This window comes from Xanthomonas sp. 3075 (assembly GCF_014197275.1).
GTDB lineage: Bacteria > Pseudomonadota > Gammaproteobacteria > Xanthomonadales > Xanthomonadaceae > Xanthomonas > Xanthomonas campestris_B.
The window spans coordinates 179,509-192,428 of record NZ_JACIFI010000007.1; the positions used below are offsets into that span (position 1 = coordinate 179,509).

Here is a 12,920-nt window from a genome sequence, read left to right on the forward strand (position 1 = left end):
CGCGGCAAAGCCGGTATCAAACGAAAACAGCCCGCGCGAGGCGGGCTGTTCAAATCGATCGCAGTGATGCGGGCAATCAATCGTCGTTCTTGGACATGTCTTCGTCGGCGACGACTTCGGCAGCGGCCCATTCCAGCGCTTCGCGCTCGGCACGCTCGCGCTCGGCCTTCTCGACTTCATCGATCAGCGCGTTGTCGATCCGGCGTGCGGCGATTTCGCGCAGCGCCATCACGGTGGGCTTGTCGCTGGCGTCGGCGTTCTCGATCAGCGGCTGCACGCCGTTGGCGAGCTGACGGGCGCGCTTGGAGGCCATCATGACCAGTTCGAAACGGTTGTTCACGACTTCCAGGCAATCTTCTACGGTAATGCGGGCCATGCGGGCTCCCGGCGACCAGCAATGGCCGCGCATCGAATGAGGGAAAGGGGGCGGAGTGTACGCCCGCCCTTGCGCCACGGCAACCGGCACCCATTCAGTTTCCTTTGGAATCAGCTATTTGAGTGCGCGCTGATTGGCGATCGCGCGCGGTCACGCAGCCTCGGCAGATGCGCGCCCTGCCCGTCCGCGCGACACACTGCCTGCCCTGACGGCCGCCGCGCCAGAGCAGCGGGCGCGGGACGACCGTGTCGCATTCAGTCCAGCAACGCCTGGATCAAGCCGGCATGCCGCTGCTGTTGCGCCTGCCGCCGCAGCCGGCTGGCGGTGAAGATCGCGCACATCTCCGACACTGCCGTGTCGAAGGTCTCGTTGATGATGACGTAGTCGAACTCCTCGAAGTGCAGCATCTCTTCGCGGGCGGCGGCCAGGCGCTGCGCCATGACGTCCTCGCTGTCCTGCCCGCGCTTGCGCATGCGCTCGTCCAGCGCCTGGCGCGACGGCGGCAGGATGAACACGCTGACCGCATCGGGCACTTTCTGGCGCACCTGACGCGCGCCCTGCCAGTCGATTTCCAGCAACACATCGTGGCCGGCCGCCAGTTGCGGTTCGACCGACTGCCGCGCAGTGCCCTTCCAGTCGCCATGCACCAGCGCATATTCGAAGAAGTCGCCCGCTTCGATCATGCGCTGAAATTCGTCGGCAGAGACGAAATGGTAATGCTCCGCATGCCGTTCGCCCGGACGCGGCGGGCGCGAAGTGAACGAGATCGACAAGGCGATCTTGGGATCACGCGCCAGCGTGGCGTTGACGATGCTGCTCTTGCCGGCACCGGAGGGAGCCGCAACGATATAGAGGGTGCCGCGCATTTTAGGGAATAGAGAGTCGAGAATAGGGAATGGGGCACCGCGCCAAGCAAGCAGGCCAAGGTGAATCGTACCTGCTTTGACGATTCCCCATTCCCGATTGCCTATTCCCGGCTATTCGATGTTCTGCACCTGCTCGCGGATCTGGTCGATCAGCACCTTCAGATCCACCGCGGCGTTGGACGTGCGGCTGTCCACCGACTTGGAACCGAGCGTATTGGCTTCGCGGTTGAATTCCTGCAGCAGGAAGTCCAGGCGACGGCCGACCGGCTCGCGTTGTTTGAGCACGCGGCGGATCTCGGCGATGTGACTGGAGAGGCGGTCGAGTTCTTCGTCCACGTCCAGCTTCTGCAGCCACAGCACCAGTTCCTGCTCGGCGCGGCCCGGGTCCACCGGATGCGGCAGATCGGCCAGGCGGGCGGCCAGCTTGGCGCGCTGGCCGTCGCGAATGGCAGGGATCAAGGTGCGCACTTCAGCGGCGATGCGTTCGATCGCATCCACCCGCTCGCTGATCGCCTCGGCCAGCTTGCCGCCTTCGCGCTCGCGCGCGGCGACAAAGCTGTCCACCACCTCATCGAGCAACGCCAAGGCCTGCGCCTGCAACGCCGGTGCGTCCACGTCCTGCACCTGCAGGACGCCGGGCAGCTGCAGCAGATCGGTAAAGCCGACCTGCAACTTGGGAAACACACCGTCCAGCCGCGTGGCCAGTGCGCCTAATTCCTGCAGCAGCGATTCGTTGACGGCCAGCGTGTGTGCGTTGTCCGGCGCGCGCAGACGCAGCGTCAGATCCAGCTTGCCGCGGCTGTTTTTCGCCGCCACGCGCTCGCGCAGCATCGGTTCCAGCGCGCGCAACTCTTCGGGCAGACGCACGCCCACTTCCAGAAACCGGTGATTGACCGAGCGCAGCTCGCAACCGAGCGTGCCCCAGGGCGTGATGCGTTCGCCGCCAGCAAACGCGGTCATGCTTCGGATCATCGTGAATCCCGTGACGTCAAAGCGCGAATGGTACCCTAGCCGCCCGCGCTGGCTGACCGCCTCGCCACGCGCTGGCCCAGACCACCTCCCGACTTCCGGACTCATTGCATGACCTTTTCCCGTCCCAGCGGCCGCACGGCCGACCAGCTGCGCCCGGTGCGCATCGAACGCGCCTTCACCCGTCACGCCGAAGGCTCGGTGCTGGTCAGCTTCGGCGATACCCGCGTGCTGTGCACCGCCAGCGTGGAAAACCGCGTGCCGGGGTTCCTGCGCGGCAAGGGCGAAGGCTGGGTGACCGCCGAATACGGCATGTTGCCGCGCTCCACCCATACCCGCTCCGACCGCGAGGCCGCGCGTGGCAAGCAGGGCGGGCGCACGCTGGAAATCCAGCGCCTGATCGGCCGCGCACTGCGCGCCTGCGTCGATCGCAATGCCTTGGGCGAGCGCACCATCACCCTGGACTGCGACGTGCTGCAGGCCGATGGCGGCACCCGCACTGCTGCCATCACCGGCGCGTATGTGGCCTTGGCCGATGCAGTGAACCTGCTGCGCAAGCGCGGCGACATCAAGAAGCATCCGTTGATCGGTGCAGTGGCTGCGGTCTCGGTGGGCATTTATCGCGGCGAGCCGGTGCTGGACCTGGATTACCCCGAAGACAGCGACTGCGATACCGACATGAATGTCGTGATGAATGACGGCGGCGGGTTCATCGAGTTGCAAGGCACCGCCGAAGGCCATGCATTCCGCCGCGACGAACTCAACGCGCTGCTCGCCCTTGCCGAAAAGGGCGTGGCCGAGTTGTTCGAACTGCAACGCGCCGCGCTGGCCGGATGAAGCGGCGCATCGCCCTGACCACCTTGCTGGTCGCCGACTACGATGCCGCGATCGCCTGGTATACCGGCGCGCTCGGCTTTGCCGTGCTGGAGGACCGCGCGCTGGGCGATGGCAAACGCTGGGTCTGCATCGGTCCTGGCGATGCGCAGGACGCGGCCTTGTTACTCGCGCAACCAGCCGATGCCGCGCAACGCGCGCGCATCGGCGACCAGACCGGCGGACGGGTCGATCGTTTCCTCTACACCGACGACTTCTGGCGCGACCACGCGGCCATGCAGGCCTTCGGTGTGGAATTTCTGGAAACCCCGCGCGAGGAGCCGTACGGCACGGTCGTCGTCTTCCGCGATCTGTACGGCAACAAGTGGGATCTGCTGGAGCCCAAGCAATGAAACAACTGGTCCTGGCCAGCGGCAACGCCGGCAAGCTGGAAGAACTGCGCGCCATGCTCGCCGACCTGCCGCTGCGCATCGTCGCGCAAGGCGACCTCGGTGTGGAAGATGTGCCGGAAACCGGCCTGACCTTCGTCGAGAACGCCTTGATCAAGGCGCGCCATGCCAGCGCGGTCACCGGCCTGCCGGCACTGGCCGACGACTCCGGCCTCATCGTCGATGCACTCGGCGGCGCGCCGGGCTTGTACAGCGCGCGCTACGCCGGCAGCCCGACCGACGCACAGGCCAACAACGCCAAGTTGCTCGACGCCATGCGCGCCGTGCCGGCCGAGCGCCGCAGCGCGCGGTTTTACGCGGTGATCGTGCTGCTGCGCCACCCGGAGGATCCGCAACCGCTGATCGCCGAGGGCAGCTGGGAAGGGATGATCACCACCGAACCGCGCGGCGATGGCGGCTTCGGCTACAACCCGGTGTTTCTGGACCCGGTGCATGGCCTGACCGCTGCGGAAATGGAGACCGCGTTGAAGAATCGGCTGAGTCACCGGGCGGTGGCGTTGGCCACGTTGCAGCACAAGCTGCACGCCCTGTCGCTGTGAACGATGGCCTGATGCAGTGCCCGACCTGATTCCGCCCCCGTTGTCGCTGTACGTGCACCTGCCCTGGTGCGTGCGCAAATGCCCGTACTGCGATTTCAATTCGCATGCGGCCAAGGGCGTGCTGCCGTTCGAGGAGTACGTGGATGCGTTGATCCGCGATCTGGACAACGATTTGCCGCTGGTGTGGGGACGCGTGGTGCATTCGGTGTTCTTCGGCGGCGGCACGCCGAGCCTGTTTCCGCCCGAGGCGATCGATCGATTCCTGCAAGCGGCAGCAGCGCGACTGCGCTTTGCGCCGAATCTGGAAATCACCCTGGAAACCAATCCGGGCACCGCAGAACATGGCCGCTTCGATGGCTATCGCGCTGCGGGGGTGAACCGTTTGAGCTTCGGCGTGCAGACCTTCGACGACGTGGCGCTGCAGCGGCTCGGTCGCATCCACGACAGCGCCGAGGCCGAGCGTGCGATCAAGCTGGCGCAGGATGCCGGCTACGACAATTTCAATATCGACCTGATGTACGCGCTGCCCGAGCAAACCCTGGCGCAGGCCGAGCACGATCTTGAGCGCGCCTTCGCGCTGCAGCCCACCCACCTGTCGCATTACCAGCTCACGCTGGAGCCGAACACGGTGTTCTTCGCGCGGCCGCCCAAGGGCATTCCCGATGACGATGCGGCCTGGGACATCCAGGAACATTGCCAAGCGCTGCTCGCCGACGCCGGCTATGCGCAGTACGAAGTCAGCGCCTACGCCAAACCGGGGCGGCAGTGCGCGCACAACCTCAATTACTGGCGGTTTGGCGATTACCTGGGCATCGGCGCCGGTGCGCACGGCAAGATCAGTTCCGGGGCCGGGCAGCAGGTCTTGCGCCGTTGGAAGCACAAGCATCCGCAGAGTTATCTGGCCAGCGCCGGTCGCGCGGCGTCGATCGGCGGCGACGAAATCGTGCCGCGCGAACGGCTGCCGTTCGAATACATGCTCAATCTGTTGCGCCTGCACGAAGGCTTCCGGCTGAGCGATTTCGAGGCCTGCACCGGCCTGGCGGCTTCCACTCTCGATCTGCCCGTGGCGCGGGCGATTGCGCAGGGCTGGATGACCGAGCGGAATGGTCGCATCGTGCCGACCGAACTGGGCCGCCGCTTCACCAACGATGTGGTCGAGCTGTTTCTGGCCTGAAATCCGCAGCCGCAGCGCGTCAGGCGCCGCACGCGCCCAGGCGACGAAGGTAGGCGCAGACCTGGCCGATTGCGGCGCCGCCCCTGCTGCAGCGTGCCCACGCAGCCCTGGCGCAACCGCCCGTCGGTGCCGGTGCAGTCGCTGATTGAGGGGAAAACATGCTACATAGCTCACGCTTCGACCCGAGCCCGCCTCCCGGATGTCCACTCTCGCCTCTTCCCTGCAACCCGCGCTCAGCGGCCCAATCGCCGATGCGGCAGTGTCCGCGCGCGGCCGCCGCCTGCTTGCGGCCGTGCATGCGCACTGCGTGCAGACGCTCAGCGGCCCATTGCGGCTGACCATCGTCGAGCTGGAACGCGAGTTGCTGCAGCAGGCCGAACACGCACGTACCAGCCAACTCCAGGCCGAGACCTACGCGCAGATGCGTGGCCTGCGCGATCACATCGACCGGTTTCCGCAGGCATTCCTGCAACAGCTGGCGCAGGCGCTGGCCGATGTGCGGCAGCGCCCTTCCAAGACCGCACTGCCCCCTGCCCCCGCGCAACCGCAGATATTGACGCTGACGCTGGTGGAAGACACCGATATCGACCGCGACATCGTGCTGAGCGAGATCGCCCGCCGCGAGACCTCGCGCCGGGCCGATGCCTTGCAACTGCTGGCGCAGCGGCTGGCGGTGATCGGTGCGGTGCCGGAATTCGAACTGGAAGAGCTACCGCTCGGGCCTTACGCGCTATGCCGCATGCTGCGGCACTGTGGCGAGGCGCTGGGACTGAGCCTGGACGGGCAACTCACGCTGTACAGGGTGTTCGAGCGCCAGGTGTTCGATCGCCTGGGCGATCTGTTCGAGCGCGCCAACGGCCTACTGGCGCAGGAGGGCATCCTGCCGGGGCTGATCTATCACCCCTATCTGGTCAGGCCCACGCACGTGCAGACCCGGCGAGCGCCGGCGGCATCGTCCAATGCCCCCCATGCCCATGACACCCCAGCGGCCAGCAAAGCCATCGCCACGCCGCATGGTGAGCGCCCCGCGACCACCTGGAGTGGCCAGCCCGTGGAGGGCGGATGGCAGGGCGCGCTGCAGCATCGGTCCGACGCACCCATGGCGCTGTCAGTGTCGCCACCGGGCCACTCGGCGACACCGGCACTGGACGACGCGGCACAGGCACTCGGCAGCCTGTTGTCGTCCGTGCGTCGATCGCAAGCCGCTGGCGGTATCGGAGCACATGCCGGCAGCGCCGCCGCGCCTGCAATGTCCCTGGCTGCGCTCTCTGCGCAAGGCTCCTATCCGTTCGCTGCTGGCCAGGACGCTGTCGCCGAAGTGCCCAAGAGCGCCGTCAGCGACGCGCTGGTCAGCCTGCAGCAGGTGCAGGCCGCCGCCTCGCAGCCATCGGGCATCGATGCGGTGCAGCGCCAGGTGCTGGAGCTGCTGCGCGCCCGGCACGGCGCGGACGCGGCACTGCCGCAGCACGATGCCGACACCTTCGACCTGCTCGGCCTGCTCTACGCGCAAATGCAGCGCGAAGTGCGCGACCAGACACCGGCGCAAACCCTGCTCACCAAGTTGCAGGTGCCGGTGGTGCGCGCCGCGTTGGCCGACCCGCATTTCTTCGTGCGCGACCAGCATCCGGTACGCGAACTGCTCAATACCGTGGCCGAATCGGGGGCGGTGTGGCTGGGCGAAGACGATGTGGATCCGCAGCTGCTGCACAAGCTGAGTAGCGCGGTCGACAAGATCATCCACGACTATCAGGGCGACGAAGCGGTGTTCGCTGCCGCCAACGACGATATCCAGACCCACCTGCGCGCGCTTGCACGCAAGGCCGAGGTCGCCGAGCGCCGCCACGTCGACGCTGCACGCGGCAAGGAGCGGCTGGAGTCGGCCAAGCAACAGGCCGAGGACCGCATCGAACAGTTGTGCGAAGACAACGCGCCGCCGCGTTTTGTGCAGGCGCTGCTGCGCCAGGCATGGTCGGACGTGCTGACGCTCACGCTGTTGCGGCAAGGCGAACAATCGCCCGAATGGGACGAACGCCAGGCACTGACCGCACGCATCGCCGAGGTCACCTGCCGCAGCAAGGGGCAGCCCACCGACACCGCGCTGGGCGCCAATGTCGAAACCGCACTGCTGCAGGTCGGCTATCACCACGACGAAGCAGCGGCGATCGCACGGCGCCTGTCCACGCCCGGAGGCGAAGACGAGGTGACCTCGCGCACCGAACTGGCCGCCAAGCTCAAGGCACGCACCCGCCTGGGCGATCAGGGCGATGACGTCCCGCGCAGGCAGGCCGCCACGCCGCGTACGCCGGCCGAGGAGGCCTGCCACACGCAGCTGCGCAATCTGCCGTTCGGCAGCTGGTTCGAATTCGTGATCAACCAGCAGGGCGATCTGCGCCGGCAACGCTTGTCCTGGTACAGCCCGATGACCGGACACGCGCTGTTCGTCAATCAGCGTGGGCAGAAGGTCGGCGAGCAGTCGCTCGACAACCTTTCGCGGCTGATGACCACCGGGCAGGCGCGCTTGCTGGTCGAAGAAAAATCGCGGCCGATCGATCGCGCCTGGCATGCCACGGTGCGCGCGCTGCGCAGCCTGGCCGGGCAATCCCCTGTTGCTGAGGCTCACCCATGATCCAGGACACCCGTCGCGCGCCGCGCCGCCAGCCGACCGACCTGGTCCCGGTCACCGATGTGCTCAACGAGGCGCAGATCGGCCGGGTCGGCAACGTCTCGGAAACCGGCATGCTGCTGTTGGCTTCGGTTCGCTTGCATGACGATGCCCTGTATCAATTGCGCTTCAGCCTGCCCGAGCGCATCGGCCGGGCCACCGACATCGACGTCGGCGTCCACCTGCTGTGGACCGAAGCCGCCCATGCCCCCGGTCAGGCCTGGGCCGGTTTTCGTTTTCTGACCATGTCCGAGCCGCACCGACGACGCCTGCGCGCCTGGATCGCCGAAGAACACATGCTCGGCTGACCAACAGCATCGCAACGTTGATTGCGGCAAAATCGGGCATTGCCTTTGCATTGCCGATCGAGTCCCGCATGACCCAGCCCCGCCTGAGCCACCTGTATTCCGACCACCTGCGCACGCTGACCGCGCGCGCCGACCAGGCGCTGCAGCGCGGCGGCTTCGATCACCTGGTGATCCCCAGCGGTACCGCGCACTACCAGGTGTTCGACGATCGCGACTACCCGTATGCGGTCAACCCGCAGTTCAAGGCCTGGGTGCCGCTGACGCGCGTGCCCAACAGCTGGCTGATCTACACGCCGGGCAAGCGCCCGACGGTGATTTTCTACCAGCCGTTCGACTACTGGCATGTGGTCCCCGATGCGCCCAGCGGCTGGTGGGTGGAGCATTGCGACATCCACATCATCCGCACCCCGGACGCGGCCTTGGCGCTGCTGCCCAAGCAGATCGAGCGCTGCGCCATCGTGGGTGAGCCGAACAGCACCCTCGGCGCCTATGTCCCGAACAATCCGCAGCCGGTGATCGATTACCTGGACTACCAGCGCGCCTTCAAGACGCCGTACGAACTCACCCTGATGCGCATCGCCCAGCAGTTGGCCGTACGCGGCCATCGCGCCGCCGAAGCGGCCTTCCGTGCCGGCCAGAGCGAATTCGGCATCCACATGGCCTATTGCGCGGCCGTCGGCCAGGATGCCAACGAGCTGCCGTACGGCAACATCATCGCGCTCAACGAACATGGCGCGGTGCTGCACTACACCGAACTCGGCCAGCAGCCGCCGCAACCGCTGCGCAGCTTCTTGATCGACGCCGGCGCGTCGGCCTATGGCTACGCCAGCGATATCACCCGCACCTACGCAGCCGACACCGGCAGCGATTTCCAGGCACTGATCGACGCGGTCGATGCCGCGCAACAGCGCATGGGCGAGAGCGTGCGTGCAGGCGTGGACTACAAGCAACTGCATGTGGATGCGCACCTGTCGCTGATGGGCATCCTCAAGGACGTCGGCATCCTCACCGTGTCGCCGGAAGCCGCGCTCGCCACCGGCGTCAGCGCCGCATTCTTCCCGCACGGGCTGGGCCATCTGATCGGCCTGCAGGTCCACGATGTGGCCGGCTTCGCCGCCAACGATCGCGGCGGCCGTATCGAGCGCCCCACCGGCCATCCGTACCTGCGGCTGACCCGCGTGCTGGAACCGGGCATGGTGGTCACCATCGAGCCGGGCGTGTACTTCATCGACATGCTGCTGGACGAAGTGAAGAAGAACGGCCACGCCGCCAGCATCGACTGGCAGCGCCTGGAGCAGTTCAAACCCTACGGCGGCATCCGCATCGAAGACGAGGTGGTGTGCACCGATGGCGCCCCGGAAAACCTGACCCGCCCGGTGTTTGCCGCCCCATGAGTGATGACGCACAGACACGGAGCACTGCCATGAACGATCCACGCCAGCCCTCGCATCCCGACCACACGCTGTATCAGCAGATCGAACGCGGCGTGCACGCGATCGATGCCGCCCATGGGCGCGCGCCCGACCAGACCAGTGCGCGGCTGACCGCGGCCCTGTTGCCGCTGGCAAAGGAAGGCGGCCTGTCGCGCGTGGACCACGTATTGATGAGCGAGGCCAACAATCGCGGCGTGCATGGCGGCGAAAATGTGTTCGTCGTGCAAGGCGATCCGGCCAACCCGGCGCATCTGCGCGCGCACATGAAGACCGAACAGGCACTCAATACCCCGGAAGAACAGTCGTTCGCGCGCGCGCAGCAACTTGCGGCACCAGGCGAACAGGTCCAGCAGCCCGAGCGCACGCAAACACCACAGCTCGGCCAGTAACCGACGCGGCACGGGATGCGCCGCGCCGCACGCAGTGACGACCCACCAGGACGCGGCCTCAGACACCTGCGCCCGGTACTGGAAACAGCGCTGCCACGCGCACGTGGTGTCTATCGGATACCGCCATGACGTGCAGCCCAGGTCGGCAAACGGGCGATCACCCTGCTTGTCACCGCGCCAGGCGCGTCACGCGATGGCGCCGGCCATCTCCGCTTCGATCTCATCGGCGCTACGCGCCAGCGCATCGGTCAGCACGCGATGGCCCTCGGCGGTGATCAGCACGTTGTCTTCGGTGCGGATCCCGATACCGCGCCACCTGGCTTCCACCGTGGTGTCGTCGGCGGAAATGTACAGGCCCGGTTCGATGGTGAACACCATGCCGGGTTCGAGCAGGCGCGAATCGCCCGCCAGCCGGTAGTCGCCCACATCGTGCACATCCAGGCCCAGCCAGTGGCCGGTCTTGTGCCGATAAAAGCGCTTGTAATGGCCGTCGGCGATATTGCGCTCCAGCTTGCCCTTGAGCAGCCCCAGGCGCAGCAATCCGTCGGTCAAGGTTTCCACTGCGGCCAGATGCCCGGCTTCGTACGCTACGCCAGGGCGCGCCTGCGCGAGTGCGGCAGCCTGCGCAGCACCGACCAGATCGTGCAGCGCACGCTGCGCCTGAGTGAAGCGACCGTTGACCGGAAAGGTGCGGGTGATATCGGCCGCATAGCCGCGGTATTCGGCGCCGGCATCGATCAGCACCAGCTCGCCATCGCGGCTGCGCGCGTTGTTGGCGCGGTAGTGCAGCACGCAGGCATTGCTGCCGGTGCCGACGATGCTGCCGTACGCCGGCCACCCATCGGCAGCGCGGAACTCGCGCTCCACCTCGGCCTGCAGTTCGTACTCATGCACGCCCGGTCGCGCCAGCCGCATCGCGGCGCGATGCGCACGCACGCTGATATCGGCGGCCTGCTGCATCAACGCGATCTCGTCGCGCGACTTGAACAGCCGTTGCTCGTGCAGCAGATGTCCGAGTTCGAGAAATTCATGTGGCGGCTGCGCGCCGTGCCGCACCTGCTCGCGGACCCGCTTGAGCCAGCCGATCAACTTGAGATCGAAATCGACATCGCGCCCGAAGTGGTAGTACACGCGGCTGCGCCCTTCCAGCAGGCCCGGCAGGATCTCGTCCACATCGTCGATGGGATACGCATCGTCCATGCCGTAGCGCTCCACCGCACCTTCCTGGCCCTCGCGCGGGCCGTCCCAGGCTTCGCGCTCGGCATCGCGCTCGCGGCAGAACAGGATCGCCTCGCCATGCTTGCGCCCGGGCACCAGCACCAACACCGCTTCCGGCTCGGGGAAGCCGCTCAGATACCAGAAATCCGAATCCTGCCGGTACGGGTAATGGGTGTCGTGGCTGCGCACCCGCTCGGGTGCGGCCGGCAGGATCAGAATTGCTTGATCGCCGGCCATCTGCATCAGCTGCTTGCGCCGACGCGCGTATTCGGCCGCGCCGATCCCGGTGAGCTTTTTCATGGCGGGTGCGGTCAGTTCAAACGTTGACGGAAACGCGGCCCCATCACGCAATCGCCATGCAGCAACAACACCGCCACGCGCACGAACTCCTCGATTTCCGCCAGCGCGGTGTCGTCTTCGTCGGCGGCATCGAAATCGTCGCTGGAGGCCTGCGCCAGGCGGGCCAGGTCCTGCAGCGCTTCTTCGCCTTCTTCGGTCAGTACCGGGCGCTGCTGCGCAGCCAGGCCAAAGCCGCCGAGAAAGGCGCGACACCAGTCGAACAAGGCATCGGTACGTTCCGGCAGCGGTGCGCCGTCTTCGACCAGCAACAGGTCGAAGGCGAAATCGCGGTCTTCCAGTTGCGCCACGGTGGCCTGCCGCATCTGGTCCAGCGCGCCGCCCTGAGCAGGCGCCACCTGCACGGTGTCGGCCAGGATGCGCGCCAGCCAGTCGCCGCTGTCGGCGCCGCCACCGGAGAGCCACCCGCACAGCCCGCCATGCAATTCCGCTGCGGAGGACGCCAGCGCGAGCTGACGACTTTCAGTTTGCACAGCGGTTACGTCGGGCAGATCCATCGAATCATCCAGGCTAAGGGCAGAGGGGCCGGCGCATGCACCGGCGATCAGACTGCCCAGTGTATCAAGGCCTCCTGATTCGGCTGCTACCGTCACGTTCCATGCTGCGTTCCACGGGCACTCCACCTGCCCGCAGCAGGCGTCGGCGAGCCTTGTCGGGATTGGCCTGACGGCAGGTAAGCGGGCGATGACCGGATGCTTGACCGGCGCGCGCACGCGCCCCTATCGTGAGCGCATGGACAACGCCGCCGCCCTCGCCCAACTCCGCGCACTTGCCGCCCGCGTGGAGGCGTTGGTCGAGCGAACTCAACGGTTGACCGACGAGAACCGCAGCCTGCGTCACCAGCAGGAGCAGTTGATCGGCGAACGCGCGCAACTGCTGACCAAGAACGAGCAGGCGCGCTCGCGGGTGGAAGCGATGATCGTGCGATTGAAGTCACTGGAGCAGCACACGTGAGCAGCAACGAGCCGGTCAGTGTCCGTATTCTGGATCGTGAATACACGGTCGGCGTCACCGCAGACGAACGCGAGAGCCTCACCGCCGCCGCACGGCTGCTGGATCTGCGCATGCGCGAGATTCGTGGCAGCAATCGCATGGCGGCGGTGGATCGCGTCGCAGTGCTGGCGGCGCTGAATCTGGCGCACGAATTGCAGCAACTGCGCGAGCAGCAGGCGCTCTACGAGCGTGAGCTGGCAAACACGCTGGACAACTTGAATCGTCGCCTGGACAGCGTTGCCGACACGCCGCGTTGAGGCGGACGTCGCATTGCCATCGCAAAGATGAATCTTCAAACCGGCTGGCCGACGAATGGGCTAGCCATCGCGCAGCAGAGGTCTATACTTCACCTG

Annotated in this window: 15 protein-coding genes; 10 read left to right on the forward strand and 5 right to left on the reverse strand. The window is 66.5% G+C overall.

What is annotated here, in order from left to right; genetic code table 11:
• Positions 1-76 precede the first annotated feature (76 nt).
• From rpoZ to GGR62_RS09000, 3 genes are all read right to left on the reverse strand, one after another.
• Positions 77-376: a DNA-directed RNA polymerase subunit omega gene (gene rpoZ / locus GGR62_RS08990; RefSeq protein WP_002812428.1), complete on the reverse strand. Its 300-nt coding sequence runs from the start codon at positions 374-376 to the stop codon at positions 77-79.
• A 254-nt stretch (positions 377-630) separates the two neighbouring features.
• A complete protein-coding gene (gene gmk / locus GGR62_RS08995) occupies positions 631-1,242 on the reverse strand; it encodes a guanylate kinase (RefSeq protein ID WP_184407561.1) in 612 nt (203 codons plus the stop codon).
• A gap of 111 nt (positions 1,243-1,353) precedes the next feature.
• Positions 1,354-2,214, reverse strand: coding sequence for a YicC/YloC family endoribonuclease (locus GGR62_RS09000; RefSeq protein ID WP_184407562.1), 861 nt, complete (start codon positions 2,212-2,214; stop codon positions 1,354-1,356).
• Positions 2,215-2,322: 108 nt separating this feature from the next.
• Here GGR62_RS09000 and rph point away from each other — a divergent pair, with 108 nt between their 5' ends.
• The 8 genes from rph (at position 2,323) to GGR62_RS09040 (ending at position 9,999) form a co-directional block, all read left to right on the forward strand.
• Positions 2,323-3,048: a ribonuclease PH gene (rph, locus tag GGR62_RS09005; RefSeq protein WP_184407563.1), complete on the forward strand. Its 726-nt coding sequence runs from the start codon at positions 2,323-2,325 to the stop codon at positions 3,046-3,048.
• On the forward strand, positions 3,045-3,437 hold the full coding sequence (locus GGR62_RS09010) for a VOC family protein (RefSeq protein WP_184407564.1): 393 nt from the start codon (positions 3,045-3,047) through the stop codon (positions 3,435-3,437). The genes rph and GGR62_RS09010 overlap by 4 nt, the downstream gene beginning before the upstream one ends.
• The gene (rdgB, locus tag GGR62_RS09015; RefSeq protein WP_184407565.1) at positions 3,434-4,033 is read left to right on the forward strand and encodes an RdgB/HAM1 family non-canonical purine NTP pyrophosphatase; all 600 of its coding nucleotides are present in this window, start codon (positions 3,434-3,436) and stop codon (positions 4,031-4,033) included. Before GGR62_RS09010 ends, rdgB begins: the two co-directional genes overlap by 4 nt.
• 16 nt (positions 4,034-4,049) lie before the next feature.
• The gene (gene hemW, locus GGR62_RS09020) at positions 4,050-5,207 is read left to right on the forward strand and encodes a radical SAM family heme chaperone HemW (protein WP_184407566.1); all 1,158 of its coding nucleotides are present in this window, start codon (positions 4,050-4,052) and stop codon (positions 5,205-5,207) included.
• Positions 5,208-5,406: 199 nt separating this feature from the next.
• Positions 5,407-7,833, forward strand: coding sequence for a DUF1631 domain-containing protein (locus GGR62_RS09025; protein ID WP_184407567.1), 2,427 nt, complete (start codon positions 5,407-5,409; stop codon positions 7,831-7,833).
• Positions 7,830-8,177, forward strand: a complete 348-nt coding sequence (locus GGR62_RS09030) for a PilZ domain-containing protein (protein WP_184407568.1) — start codon at positions 7,830-7,832, stop codon at positions 8,175-8,177. Before GGR62_RS09025 ends, GGR62_RS09030 begins: the two co-directional genes overlap by 4 nt.
• Positions 8,178-8,245: 68 nt before the next feature.
• Complete coding sequence (pepQ, locus tag GGR62_RS09035) at positions 8,246-9,571, forward strand: Xaa-Pro dipeptidase (RefSeq protein WP_184407569.1); 1,326 nt, start codon at positions 8,246-8,248, stop codon at positions 9,569-9,571.
• 29 nt (positions 9,572-9,600) lie between these two features.
• Positions 9,601-9,999: an XVIPCD domain-containing protein gene (locus GGR62_RS09040; RefSeq protein ID WP_184407570.1), complete on the forward strand. Its 399-nt coding sequence runs from the start codon at positions 9,601-9,603 to the stop codon at positions 9,997-9,999.
• Between the two features lie 186 nt (positions 10,000-10,185).
• On the opposite strand, the gene GGR62_RS09045 is transcribed toward GGR62_RS09040, so the two are convergent.
• Both GGR62_RS09045 and GGR62_RS09050 read right to left on the reverse strand, forming a co-directional pair.
• Complete coding sequence (locus GGR62_RS09045; protein WP_184407571.1) at positions 10,186-11,517, reverse strand: aminopeptidase P N-terminal domain-containing protein; 1,332 nt, start codon at positions 11,515-11,517, stop codon at positions 10,186-10,188.
• Between the two features lie 11 nt (positions 11,518-11,528).
• The gene (locus GGR62_RS09050; protein ID WP_184407572.1) at positions 11,529-12,071 is read right to left on the reverse strand and encodes a YecA family protein; all 543 of its coding nucleotides are present in this window, start codon (positions 12,069-12,071) and stop codon (positions 11,529-11,531) included.
• 235 nt (positions 12,072-12,306) lie between these two features.
• Here GGR62_RS09050 and GGR62_RS09055 point away from each other — a divergent pair, with 235 nt between their 5' ends.
• Together GGR62_RS09055 and GGR62_RS09060 are read left to right on the forward strand one after the other, a co-directional pair.
• Positions 12,307-12,528, forward strand: a complete 222-nt coding sequence (locus GGR62_RS09055; protein WP_011038363.1) for a TIGR02449 family protein — start codon at positions 12,307-12,309, stop codon at positions 12,526-12,528.
• On the forward strand, positions 12,525-12,824 hold the full coding sequence (locus GGR62_RS09060) for a cell division protein ZapA (protein ID WP_184407573.1): 300 nt from the start codon (positions 12,525-12,527) through the stop codon (positions 12,822-12,824). The genes GGR62_RS09055 and GGR62_RS09060 overlap by 4 nt, the downstream gene beginning before the upstream one ends.
• Positions 12,825-12,920: the final 96 nt, after the last annotated feature.

What these genes read in the sequence shown, in the direction of transcription:
- rpoZ (WP_002812428.1), bottom strand. Translation starts at nt 376, where the DNA reads ATGGCCCGCATTACCGTAGAAGATTGCCTGGAAGTCGTGAACAACCGT.
- gmk (WP_184407561.1), bottom strand. Translation starts at nt 1,242, where the DNA reads ATGCGCGGCACCCTCTATATCGTTGCGGCTCCCTCCGGTGCCGGCAAG.
- GGR62_RS09000 (WP_184407562.1), bottom strand. Translation starts at nt 2,214, where the DNA reads ATGATCCGAAGCATGACCGCGTTTGCTGGCGGCGAACGCATCACGCCC.
- rph (WP_184407563.1), top strand. Translation starts at nt 2,323, where the DNA reads ATGACCTTTTCCCGTCCCAGCGGCCGCACGGCCGACCAGCTGCGCCCG.
- GGR62_RS09010 (WP_184407564.1), top strand. Translation starts at nt 3,045, where the DNA reads ATGAAGCGGCGCATCGCCCTGACCACCTTGCTGGTCGCCGACTACGAT.
- rdgB (WP_184407565.1), top strand. Translation starts at nt 3,434, where the DNA reads ATGAAACAACTGGTCCTGGCCAGCGGCAACGCCGGCAAGCTGGAAGAA.
- GGR62_RS09025 (WP_184407567.1), top strand. Translation starts at nt 5,407, where the DNA reads ATGTCCACTCTCGCCTCTTCCCTGCAACCCGCGCTCAGCGGCCCAATC.
- GGR62_RS09030 (WP_184407568.1), top strand. Translation starts at nt 7,830, where the DNA reads ATGATCCAGGACACCCGTCGCGCGCCGCGCCGCCAGCCGACCGACCTG.
- pepQ (WP_184407569.1), top strand. Translation starts at nt 8,246, where the DNA reads ATGACCCAGCCCCGCCTGAGCCACCTGTATTCCGACCACCTGCGCACG.
- GGR62_RS09040 (WP_184407570.1), top strand. Translation starts at nt 9,601, where the DNA reads ATGAACGATCCACGCCAGCCCTCGCATCCCGACCACACGCTGTATCAG.
- GGR62_RS09045 (WP_184407571.1), bottom strand. Translation starts at nt 11,517, where the DNA reads ATGAAAAAGCTCACCGGGATCGGCGCGGCCGAATACGCGCGTCGGCGC.
- GGR62_RS09050 (WP_184407572.1), bottom strand. Translation starts at nt 12,071, where the DNA reads ATGGATCTGCCCGACGTAACCGCTGTGCAAACTGAAAGTCGTCAGCTC.
- GGR62_RS09055 (WP_011038363.1), top strand. Translation starts at nt 12,307, where the DNA reads ATGGACAACGCCGCCGCCCTCGCCCAACTCCGCGCACTTGCCGCCCGC.